Annotated in this window: 9 protein-coding genes, 3 tRNA genes and 1 other annotated feature; of the genes, 10 read left to right on the forward strand and 2 right to left on the reverse strand. The window is 29.6% G+C overall.

Annotated elements, in window-relative coordinates; all coding sequences use genetic code 11:
- Positions 1 to 117: 117 nt before the first annotated feature.
- The 5 genes from Q0V24_RS02960 to serS all read left to right on the forward strand — a co-directional run bounded on the left by Q0V24_RS02960 (position 118) and on the right by serS (position 6,949).
- Positions 118 to 633: an HD domain-containing protein gene (locus tag Q0V24_RS02960; RefSeq protein WP_297518606.1), complete on the forward strand. Its 516-nt coding sequence runs from the start codon at positions 118 to 120 to the stop codon at positions 631 to 633.
- 121 nt (positions 634 to 754) lie between these two features.
- The gene (locus Q0V24_RS02965) at positions 755 to 3,490 is read left to right on the forward strand and encodes a UPF0182 family protein (protein ID WP_297518608.1); all 2,736 of its coding nucleotides are present in this window, start codon (positions 755 to 757) and stop codon (positions 3,488 to 3,490) included.
- A 172-nt stretch (positions 3,491 to 3,662) separates the two neighbouring features.
- Entirely contained in the window at positions 3,663 to 5,057 is a 1,395-nt protein-coding gene (locus Q0V24_RS02970; RefSeq protein ID WP_297518609.1) for an FAD-dependent oxidoreductase, read from the forward strand.
- An 11-nt stretch (positions 5,058 to 5,068) separates the two neighbouring features.
- A complete protein-coding gene (locus Q0V24_RS02975; RefSeq protein WP_297518611.1) occupies positions 5,069 to 5,299 on the forward strand; it encodes a DUF1667 domain-containing protein in 231 nt (76 codons plus the stop codon).
- A 60-nt stretch (positions 5,300 to 5,359) separates the two neighbouring features.
- Positions 5,360 to 5,570, forward strand: a binding site (T-box leader).
- A 101-nt stretch (positions 5,571 to 5,671) separates the two neighbouring features.
- Positions 5,672 to 6,949, forward strand: a complete 1,278-nt coding sequence (gene serS, locus Q0V24_RS02980) for a serine--tRNA ligase (RefSeq protein ID WP_297518613.1) — start codon at positions 5,672 to 5,674, stop codon at positions 6,947 to 6,949.
- Between the two features lie 52 nt (positions 6,950 to 7,001).
- Here serS and Q0V24_RS02985 read toward each other — a convergent pair whose 3' ends face one another.
- Positions 7,002 to 7,667: a phenylalanine--tRNA ligase beta subunit-related protein gene (locus Q0V24_RS02985; protein WP_297518615.1), complete on the reverse strand. Its 666-nt coding sequence runs from the start codon at positions 7,665 to 7,667 to the stop codon at positions 7,002 to 7,004.
- Positions 7,668 to 7,829: 162 nt separating this feature from the next.
- Here Q0V24_RS02985 and Q0V24_RS02990 point away from each other — a divergent pair.
- From Q0V24_RS02990 to Q0V24_RS03005, 4 genes are all read left to right on the forward strand, one after another.
- Positions 7,830 to 7,920, forward strand: a tRNA-Ser gene (locus Q0V24_RS02990).
- A 152-nt stretch (positions 7,921 to 8,072) separates the two neighbouring features.
- The gene (locus tag Q0V24_RS02995) at positions 8,073 to 8,327 is read left to right on the forward strand and encodes a hypothetical protein (protein ID WP_297518617.1); all 255 of its coding nucleotides are present in this window, start codon (positions 8,073 to 8,075) and stop codon (positions 8,325 to 8,327) included.
- Positions 8,328 to 8,444: 117 nt separating this feature from the next.
- Positions 8,445 to 8,535 (forward strand) — tRNA-Ser (locus Q0V24_RS03000).
- 29 nt (positions 8,536 to 8,564) lie between these two features.
- Positions 8,565 to 8,655: transfer RNA gene (locus Q0V24_RS03005), tRNA-Ser, on the forward strand.
- Positions 8,656 to 8,984: 329 nt separating this feature from the next.
- Here the strand turns inward: Q0V24_RS03005 and yjeM are convergent.
- The gene (gene yjeM / locus Q0V24_RS03010) at positions 8,985 to 10,523 is read right to left on the reverse strand and encodes a glutamate/gamma-aminobutyrate family transporter YjeM (RefSeq protein WP_297518619.1); all 1,539 of its coding nucleotides are present in this window, start codon (positions 10,521 to 10,523) and stop codon (positions 8,985 to 8,987) included.
- Positions 10,524 to 10,856: 333 nt separating this feature from the next.
- On the opposite strand from yjeM, the gene Q0V24_RS03015 reads away from it, so the two are divergent.
- Positions 10,857 to 11,723: a metallophosphoesterase gene (locus Q0V24_RS03015; RefSeq protein WP_297518621.1), complete on the forward strand. Its 867-nt coding sequence runs from the start codon at positions 10,857 to 10,859 to the stop codon at positions 11,721 to 11,723.
- The last annotated feature ends 26 nt before the right edge of the window (positions 11,724 to 11,749 follow it).

Raw genomic sequence — 11,749 nt, forward strand, 5'->3', positions numbered from 1 at the left:
GCACCTGCCTTGCACGCAGGGGGTCATGAGTTCGAATCTCATTATCTCCACCAAAATTCAAGTCTATGACGTAGTCATAGGCTTTTTTTTATATTTTTATAATAAAGAGGGTATAAGATGTTATATAGAATAAAACAATTTTTTTGGGCAATAAGTGCTAATTTAAAAGAAATAGATACTGAATATATAAATAATATTTTAAATAAAGAGGAACAAAATTTATTTTATTCTTTAATAAAGTCAGAACAATTTCATTGTTTGCGAGTTTCGCTAGATTTAGTTGAATTATATAAGGGGAATTCAACTATTGATGTAGAAAAATTAGCTAAATTAGGGTTGTTGCATGATGTTGGTAAGCAAGGATTAAAGTTTGGACCTATAGATAAATCTATATTTGTTATTGTAAAAAAGATTAGTAAGGGAAATCTTAAGAAATATAGTAAGTTTAAACGTATGAATTTATATTATAATCATCCTATAAAGGGAGTAGAAATATTAAGGGAAAGTAAGTTTAATTCTTATTCAGATGAATTTTTAGAAGCAGTTGAAAAACATCATATGAGTGTAGATCAGATATCTAGAAGTAAAAATAAATATTTAGTATATTTAAATATTTGTGATGATAGGAATTAATTTATATATAAGTAAGTATTCAGATGAATAGATGAATAGTTGAATCATAAAATAGAGTATAAAGGTTTAATAATTTATTAAATTGAATAGTTATTTTAAAAATTAAATAAGGGGGATTTCCGTGATTAAAAAATTAGTGTTTAGTAAGTGGTTAAAGATAGTACTGGGAGTATTTTTAGCTATAATTGCTATAGGGGTTATGTCAGTAGGATTCTTTATTGATGTTCAGTGGTTTAAAGAGGTTGGATATTTTGATGTTTTTATGACAAAATTTATAGCTTCGGCATTTTTAGTTGTACCAATATTTTTAGTTTCTTTTATAGCTTTGTTTATTTACTTTAAAAGTATGAAAACTACTATTTTAGCTATAGTAGGAGTTAATAAGTTGAAAGTTTATCGAGTTATTACTAGTGTTGGGAATTTATTATTTTCACTAGGATTAGGTATTGTAGTTGCATTTACAAACTGGAGAGAAATTCTTGAGTTTATTAATGCGCAAAGTTTTGGGATGAAGGATCCAATTTTTAGTTTAGATATATCATTTTATATGTTTAAGTTACCAATAATAGATTCAATGTATCAATCATTATTTACTGTTCTTATTGTTATGGTAGCAATAACATTTTTAGTTTATATGGCTACTAGTTTACAGGCTGATACAGGAAATACTAATAGAGTGATACATTTAAATTCTAGAGGTGAAGGAATACTTAAATTTGCAGGAAAACAACTTGCGGTTATAGCTGCTATGGCTATGTTGCTTTTTTCTATTGGATATATTATTAAGGGATTTGATTTAGTTTATAGTCCTAGGGGAATTGCTTATGGAGCAAGCTATACAGATGTGAAGGTAACTTTATTATTTTATAGAGTAATAAGTGTTGCATCAATTATTGGTGCTATTATGATAGCTATTGGTATTGCTAAAAAGAAAGTTAAGCTTATTATAGGAGCTGGAATTTCGATTTTTGGACTTGTAGTTTTACAACCTATAGTTGCTGCTTTTGTTCAACAAGTTATTGTTAAATCAAATGAACTTGAGTTTGAAAAACCTTATATTGAATATAATATTGATGCAACTAAGTTTGCTTATGGTATTGATAATATTGAGGTTAAAGAATTTAATCCTACTAATGATTTGAATTCTGAAAAGTTAGAAGCTAATTCAGATATTATTGATAATTTAAAGGTGAATTCAGCAGAACCTGTACTTAATTTTTATAAGCAAGTTCAGCTTATAAAAAACTATTATACATTTAATGATGTTGATACTGATAGATATGAAATTGATGGTGAGTATAGTCAGGTATTTATTGCTCCTAGAGAGATTGATACTTCGGGGATGGATATTTGGCAGAATAAACATTTAAGGTATACGCATGGATATGGACTTGCTATGAGTGAGGTTAATCAAGTGACTAAAGAGGGACAACCTTCTTTTGTTATGAGAGATATACCTACAACTAATACAACAGATCTTAAAGTTGATAATCCAAGAATTTATTTTGGGGAAAGCACTAACGATTATTCTATTGTTAATACTGATATTATTGAGTTTGATTATCCAGATGGAGAAACAGAAAATGAGTTTAAATATGATGGTGATGCAGGAATTCCTATGAACCAATTAAATAAGCTTGCTTTTGCAATTGCTTATAGTCAGCCAAAGATGATTTTTTCTGGTGCTATAAATGATGATAGTAGAATTTTAATTAATAGAAATATTTTAGATAGAGCGAAGAAAATTGCTCCATTTTTAACTTATGATAGTGATCCATATCCAGTTGTTTATGAAGATAGAATAGTTTGGGTTATAGATGCTTATACAACTTCTAATAAGTATCCATTCTCTGAACCTTATAAAGATATAAATTATATTAGAAATTCTGTTAAAATAACTGTTGATGCTTATAGTGGTGATATAAATTTCTATGTTACTGATGAGGGTGACCCTATTATAAAAACTTATTCAAAAATATTTGAGGGACTGTTTAAGCCAATGTCTGAAATGCCAAAAGAAATTCAGTCACATTTTAGATATCCACAAGATATGTTTAATTTACAGACTGAGGTTTTAGCTAAGTATCACGTTAATGATGCTATGAAACTTTTTACACAAGAAGATTTGTGGGATGTTTCTGGTAGAAAAATTGGTGAGGAAGTTTCAGCTGGAGATGGGCAGGAAAATACAAGTAAGGAAGTTGAACTTTTATATCTTATGAGTAGACTTCATGGTGAGGAAAATCTAGAGATGATGCTTTTTGAGTATTTTAATATGAAAGGAAAGCAAAATATGGTTTCATTACTTGGAGCAAGAATGGATGGAGATAGCTATGGTGACCTTATTATGTATAAGTTCCCACAACAAAGAGCTGTTTATAGTCCAGATTTATTTAAGAATAGAATGATGCAAGATCCGGATATTTCTAAGGAAATAAGTTTATGGGCTGGAAAAGGTTCTGAGGTTGTTTATGGAGATGTTGTAATTCTTCCTATTGAAGATTCTCTTTTATATATGAATACTATTTATTTGAAGGCTGAGGCTGCGAATGGGATTCCTGAGATGAAGAGAGTTGTTTTATCTAATGGTGATAAAATTGTTATAGAAGAAAATGTAGAAAAAGCGTTAGAAAAATTATTTGATTATAGTGGTAAGGACGAAGAAAAGAATCCAGAGGGTGAGAAACCAGAGGAAGGAGATAAAATAGATCCTGAATCAGGTGGAGAGAGCTTTGGTGAGGCTGCAAACTTATTTAATGAGGCTATTGAGGCACAAAAAAGTGGGGATTGGGCAAAATATGGTGAGCTTATAAATAAGCTTGGTGATATGCTTAATAATTTATCTGGAAATGAGTAGTTTGTAGTTTTATAATTTAATATAAGTATAGGGTAGGTATTCAGTTTGGATACCTACTTTTCTTTTGGGGGGGGGGGATAATTTACTTATTTGATTATAAAAAAAATTTACTTATGTGATATAATCAAGAGAGAAATTTAATTACATTTTGAGTAATTAGGAGTGAGAAAAAATGGATTATGATGTTTTAATTTTAGGTGGAGGAATAACAGGTTGTGCTATTGCTTATGAGTTATCAAAGTACAATCTTAATATAGCTTTGATAGAAAAAGATTTTGATGTAGCAGATGATATTTCATTTGTTAATGCTGATATAGTTTATGATGGTTCTGAGTGTAAGAATGATCTTATGAGCACTTTAGAGAGCATGGGAAATAAACTTATTAAGGAAGTTAGTAAGAAGTTTAATCTTCCGATAACTAATAGACCTACTCTTAGAATTGCAGATGATGAAGATGGGGAAAAAATCTTAAATAAGATATATAATAGAGCAAAGAAAAGAAATTTTGAAGGGGTTAAACTTTTAGATGCAGATGCGGTAGCAGAAATTGAACCTAATTTTCATGGTGAAGTTAAGAGGGCTTTGTATAGTGAAAATACAGCTGTTATAAATCCTTATGAGCTTGCTATAGCCTATGGAGAAGTTGCTTTTGAGAATGGTGTTAGGTTTAGACTTGAAGAAAAGGTTAATGAGATTCAAAGACTTGTAAGTGGTTTTAGAGTTACGACTAATAAGAATAAATTTACTTGTAAGTTTGTTGTTAATACAATTCCTGGTGATTTATATGTTAATGAAGAGAGTGGAGAAGTATCAGAGAGTGAGAAGCTTAAAACATATTATCTTTTACTTGATAATTGTAGTGAGGCACCTTATTCTAATTTAATTGTAAAAATTGATGATGAGAATAATTATATGACTCATATACCTAGCCCAAGTGGTGAGAGAATTATAGGAATTAATTCTGAGAAGACTTTAGGTTTTTATAAGTCCCTTAGAAAAGCTAAGGCAATTTTGCCGAGTATAAATAATAGTAATGTTAATAATGTTTTTTATGATGAGCATCATAAAGATATTATTATTATTGATGATAATGAGATTAATAAAGGTTATATAAAAATAACTGGGAAGCATTATGCTGAGGTTACTATTGCACCTGCAATTGCAAGTCTTGTTAGTGAGAGTGTTGTTGAGAATTTAGGGTGTTCTAAGAGTAATAACTTTATTGATAAGAGAAGAGAGTTTTATAGATTTAGAAGTTTAGATAATAAGCAAAGAAATGAGCTTGTTTCAGTTGATAAGAAATATGGTAAGGTAATTTGTATGTGTAATCTTATAACTGAAGGTGAGGTTATAGACTGTATTAGAAGACCTCTTGGTGCTAGAACACTTGAGGGTGTTAAAAGAAGAACAGGGGCTACTTTTGGCAGATGTCATGGGGCTAATTGTATTAGTAAGATTATTGATATATTAGCTAGAGAACTTGATAAGAAACCAACTGAAATAGTTGAGGATTCTAAAAACTCTAATTTACTAGCATCTAGAATTAAAGAGTTTGATGAAATTTAAAGGAGATTAAGATGGCTAAGGATATTTTTACAAGTGTTATAAGACTTAGAGGTTCACAAAAACATAATGTTGTTTCTGTAAAAAGCAGCAAGCCAGTTGATATAGCAATTTGGATTGAATTTTCTAAGGTTTTAGGAAGACTTTATATGAGTGTTCCAACTGTTATTGGAGATGTTGTTTGTAAAAACATTTTAAATACAGGGGTAGATATAATTTGTACTAGGAGCATACCTAAAGATTAGTAAAGAAATTATTGACATTAAAGTGATAGATTAATATAATTAACACAAAAGCAATATTACAATAAACCTATGAATGGGCTAGTAATAAGTTATTTTAACTTCAGAGAGTTAGTGGTTGGTGAGAACTAATTTAAAATACTTATGAATCCACCTGTGAGGGACTGTGAATTTAAGCAGTACGGTACTAATCGTTAAAGTGATAAAGTGGATAAGTTGTTATGCATTACAATTTATCAATTAGGGTGGCAACGCGGAGTCTTTCGTCCCTTTATAAGGGGATAGAAGACTCCTTTTTTACGCCCAAAAATAGTTTTTTTATAATATTGTTAGTAGATTTATCTTAAAAATATGTAAATTTGGAAGGAGATTATTATGTTAGATTTAAAAAAAATCAGACAGAATCCAGAAGAAATTAAAGCAGCTCTTACTAATAGAGGAGAAAGTTTTGATTTAGCAACTATTGATGAAGTAATTAAACTTGATGAAGAGAGAAGAGAAATTTTAGTTAAGGTTGAGGCTTTAAAAAATGAGAGAAACAAAGTATCAGCTGAGATACCTAAGAGAAAAAAAGCTGGAGAAGATGTTGTTCCTGTAATGGCAGAAATGAAAGAAATTGGAGAGACAATAAAAGCATTTGATGTTAAGCTTTCAGATATAAATGAAAAAATTCAATATATTATGTTAAGAATTCCTAATATACCAAATCCAGCAGTTCCAGAAGGTGAAACTGATGAGGATAATGTTGAGATTAAAACTTGGGGAGAGCCTACTAAGTTTAGTTTTGAGCCTAAAGCTCACTGGGATTTAGGAACAGGTTTAAATATATTAGATTTTGAAAGAGGTAGTAAAATAGCTGGTTCAAGATTTACAATATATAAAGGTAATGGAGCTAGACTTGAGAGATCATTAATTAGTTATTTTGTTGATACTCACACATTTGATAATGGATATACAGAAATACTTCCTCCTTACATGGTTAATAGAGAAAGTATGACTGCTACAGGTCAATTACCTAAGTTTGAGGATGATGCTTTTATAGTTGATAATGGATATTTCTTAATTCCAACTGCTGAGGTTCCTGTAACTAATATGTATAGAAATGAAACTTTAGCTGGTGCAGACCTTCCTATAAAACATGTTGCTTATAGCGCTTGTTTTAGAGCAGAAGCAGGTTCAGCTGGTAGAGATACTAGAGGACTTGTTAGACAACACCAATTTAATAAAGTTGAGTTACTTAAGTTTTGTAAGCCAGAGCAAAGTTATGAGGAGTTAGATAAGCTTGTTGCTGATGCTGAGTCAGTATTACAAGGTCTTGGACTTCCATATAGAATAGTTAGAATATGCAAAGGTGATTTAGGATTTACTGCTGCACTTAAATATGACATAGAAGTTTGGATGCCAAGTTACAACAAATATGTTGAGATTTCAAGCTGCTCAAACTTTGAGTCATTCCAAGCTATGAGAGGTAATATTAAGTATAGAGAAACTCCAGGGGATAAACCTCAATTCATACACACATTAAATGGTTCAGGAGTTGCTATTGGAAGAGCACTTGCTGCACTTTTAGAAAACTACCAACAAGAAGATGGTTCAGTAGAACTTCCAGAAGTTCTAAAATCATATATGAGATGTGAAAGATTAGAAAAATAATTTTTTTAGAGCGAGTGCACATAGCACTCGCTCTTTTTTTATAATATTAAATTTATCTATTTATTGTTTCACTTAATATTTCTGCATCAGCATATTGAGCTAAAAGTCTTTTAGCAAGCTTGCTAAATTCTAAGAGTTCATCTTCACCAGAAAAAGAAACAAGGTTCATAACAATATGATGTGTATCTTCTGTTATCATTGCTCTTATTGAGTCTGATGTAGTAGTTCCAAAGTTTCCAATTGAATCTGCAAAAGTAGGCATATGCTCAATTTTTATTTCGCCTCTACCAATTCCTTCATAAACCTCTCCTTCTTTACCAATAGTTAAAATTATATCACCTTCTGTTTTTGATAAGTCATAAATTCCAACAGGGCAAGATGTAGTTAATGAAATTAAATTGTTTATATCAACAACATTATTAACTTTATATAAACCATTTCCTTTCACTATTCTTTTTAAAAGTGACTCTGAAGAAAGTCTATATCTACTGGGGTCTTTTCCAAGTTTCTTATAAGCCGTTCTTGAAGAATCAATATTTTTAATTTTTAGAATATCTGAAGGAGTAATATTTTCTGTAATTTCTTTAATTTTAGAATTAATTTCATTCCAAAGTGCATCATTACCTTCTTTAACTTTAACCGTAGCTTCAATACTTAGAAGTATTGGATTTGTTTTTTCTCTTAATTCATCTGAAATTTTTATTTTCAAAATAATCACCTCTTAAGTTTTATTATAAAGCGTTTTATTAATTTAATGATTACTAAGTTCTGACAGAAATTAATTATATATAAGTAGAGTAAAGGATATGATAAATAAAAAAAGAATAATAAAAAATATTGACAAAGTTATATAAGGCTAGTATAATAACTTATGTAGCCTGGAGAGATGGTCGAGCTGGCTTAAGGCACCGGTCTTGAAAACCGGCGTACGTTTACGCGTACCGTGGGTTCAAATCCCACTCTCTCTACCATAAGAACTTAGTTTTCACTAAGTTCTTTTTTTATACCCAAAAATAATGAGATTGAAAATATAGAGATATAATTTCTTTTATATAGAAGTTTATATTATAATAAAGGTATAGATTAAAATATTTAACTAAAGATGAAATGGGGTAGAATATTAGTGGAAAAGAAAAATAGACCAAAATCAGTAACAATGGCTTATTTATTTGGGGGACTTAGCGTTGCAGGTGCATTACTTACTTTTATATCAGGTTTTTTCTTTGGTATATTAGGTATTATAGCTTCGCTTGTAGCTATGAAAAAACATGGAGAAAGCGTTAAAGTGATGTTTTCATCTTTGATAGGTTTGAGTTTGAGTGTAATTGTATTGATTTTATTTTTAGTATTAGGACCAATAGAGCAATTAATTAAATAGATTTAAAAATGCTAATTAGTTTATTAGTGTTTTATTCTAAAAGAAAAATATTGAAAAAAACTTTTTAGAAAGTATTGACTTTGTATAATGAAGTTGCTATAATAATAAATGTAGCTTGGAGAGATGGTCGAGCTGGCTTAAGGCACCGGTCTTGAAAACCGGCGTACGTTTACGCGTACCGTGGGTTCAAATCCCACTCTCTCTACCATTTATATATTTTATATAAACAAACAGCGTGGAGAATTACTCAAGTGGCTGAAGAGGCGCCCCTGCTAAGGGTGTAGGTCGGGCAACTGGCGCCAGGGTTCAAATCCCTGATTTTCCGCCAAAAAAACCTAGTTTTTAAACTAGGTTTTTTTTTATATAAATCTTGATTATTTTGAGATAAACAGATAGAATAAGTTGATTCGTAAATTTCATATAATATAGCAGTTAGATCTTTGAAGATTTAGCTGCTATTTTTTTATGAAAATAGTTAAAAAAGCTTTTTGGTGAAAAATATTTTAGCATTAAAAGAATATTAACATATAAAAAATAGATAGAAATACTAAATTATATATTCATGGGTGAAGGACATGTGTATTTTTATGCAAAATTAAAATAGAATTTTATATGAGAAATAGATAAAAAAAGCTTGTCCATACGGACAAGCTTTTTTTATAGTTTAATTTTTCCTTGCTTTAATCTACGTTTATATCTTAAGTAAAGGAATAATCCAATTCCACCAAATAATACAGGTCCCATAGCTACCCAAAAAGTATTTTCCCAGTTTCCACTAAGTGCTGGTTGAATTATTGAGAATATATTTGTGAAAGTTACTGCTATAAAACAGATAATTCCAACAATAATCCCCCATTTCTTACTAAAGAATTGATATTCTTTAACAATCGAGTCATTCATTTTGAATTTGATATATGCAAATATAATAAATGATATTGGCACAGTCCCTGCAATGTATGACATTAGAGTTATTTTATTGAATAATGATGATACTGAATTACCACCAAATCCAAGAAGTAAAATAAAGGCTACAACTATAACTGTTTGAATAAGAATTGCCATTGATGGCATTCCATGTTTGTTAGACGCTGTAATTTTTTCAGGAAGAACACCTTTTGGTAATCCTTCTATCATGTGTTTGATAGGGCTATATATTCTAAGTGGCATACCTGCTAAACCAACTAATGTTAGAATGTTAAGAATTCTGTTAACCCACATTCCTACTTGGATTGAAGTAGCTCCTGATAATCCCAATAAAGTACCTAGTCTGTAAAATTGTTGTTGTATTATATAAATTGAATAGTTTCCAAGGTTAACCTTGTCCCCACCAAAAGTTGCACCCCAGTTACAAACCATACCAGTAATAATAATAATTGATATATATAAAACTGTTATTATTGCTGTTGAAAGTATAATTGCTTTTGGTACATTCTTTTTAGCATTTTTAACTTTATCTACAAATCCAGCACTGTTTTCCATACCTGCAAAAACAAAAATAGTAAATACCATAAATGCTATTGCTGGAAGTAATGAAGCATAGGCGGGATTAGGTCCATAGAAGTAATTCTCTACGTGATGAGGATTAAACCCTTGTGCAAATTTAAATCCTGATAGAGCGAATACTAGTAAACCTCCACCAAGTACTACAATATGAGAAATTATAACACTTATAATTGATATATTAGATAAAAGAGTCATTTTTTTAAGACCTCTTGTTGATAGGAACGATATAATAATCATATAAACTGCAGCAATAATTGCTATAGTCTCTGGAGAATTAAATAAATGTCCCATATGCCAAGTTGAAGTAGTATCTTTACCATAAATAGCAACAGATAAGTTAACTGTAATAACTGTTGCAGAGAACCATAATACTACGAAAGCTCCATACCAGATAAATGTTCCAACTAAACTAAAGCCTTGTCCAACTGTTTCGGACATCCATGAAAATATTCCTCCACTTCTATCTTTGAATGCTGAACTCATTTCAGCAACTATGAATGAATATGGAATAAAGTATAATATAGCTGCGATTATAACATATGTAATTGCTGCATAGCCCATTTGATAGTAAATTTGTTGGGCATTTTGTAATCCGTAAACAGTTATAAAGATAATTCCAACAAAACTTAAAAACGATATTTTATATTTGTCAGCTTTTTCTTCCGATAACATTTCTTTTGATGAATCTTGCATAGTATCACTTCTTATTTTAAGTTTAAGATATTTTCTTAGTTTAAAATAAGATTTCCCCTTTCGTATATTTATTCAGTATAAATAAATATTTATACATGTTTTTCATTTGCTTATTTAAATTGTTTATATATCTATTATAATATATTTCATCAAATTTGAAAAGTTTTTAAACAAAAAATTAATAAAATGTGAATTTCATAACTATAAATCCTCTTTATATAATATTACAAGTATATTTATAAGAAGAATATACAAAGAGATGAATTTGAATAATAAAATGCATATTGAATAAATAATCATAGTATATAAGTTAATATTTAAGGGGTAATTTTAGTGAAAAGAAAGGATAGAATTAATAATTTAAAAGAGAGTGTGAAAGTTTTAAATATTAAAAATTCAGATAGGGTTGTAATCTTTAGTGATTGTCATAGGGGGGATGGTAGTTTTCGAGATTCTTTATATCCTAATACTAATATTTATATAACAGCGCTTAGACATTATTATAATGAAGGATTTACCTATATTGAGGCAGGAGATGGAGATGAACTTTGGAAGTTTAAAAATATAAATGATATTTATATTGCACATGAGGATGAATATAAGCTTTTTTCTGCATTTAAACAAAAAGGTCGTTTTCATATGATTTATGGAAATCATGATGATGAGAAATCAAAAGTTAAGTTTAAAAAGAAAATTTTAAAAGGTAAAAATATATTTTTAAAAGATTTTTATTCTGATTTAGAAATACATGAAGGGTTATTGCTTAATATTGAAGGGAAAAAAGAATTTTTAGTTTTTCATGGACACCAACTTGATTATGTAAGTTATGAATTTGCTTGTGTTTCTAAATTTTTAGTTAGATATGTTTGGAGCTTTTTAAATGGAGTACTTTCTTTTAGGGAAGTTTTAAGTCCTGCTAAGTCAGATAATATTAGAGAGACTGTTGATAAAAGGATAGGAGCATGGTCAGAGAAAAATAAAATGTCAGTAATTATAGGACATACTCACAATACTATTTTTCCAAGCAATGATGGGGTGCAGTATTATAATATTGGTGCAGCAGTCCTTCCTTATGCGGTGACATGTATTGAAATAAAGAATGGAACAATAACACTTGTAAAATGGACTATAAAATCTATTGAAAATGGAGTTTTGGCAGTAAAAAAAGAATTGTTAGCAACTCCAAGGTTAATAAAATAAAGTCTTGACACTGTAGTTGATACAGG

Origin of the sequence: uncultured Clostridium sp., assembly GCF_947039605.1 — a bacterium.
Taxonomy (GTDB): Bacteria; Bacillota; Clostridia; order Clostridiales; family Clostridiaceae; genus Sarcina.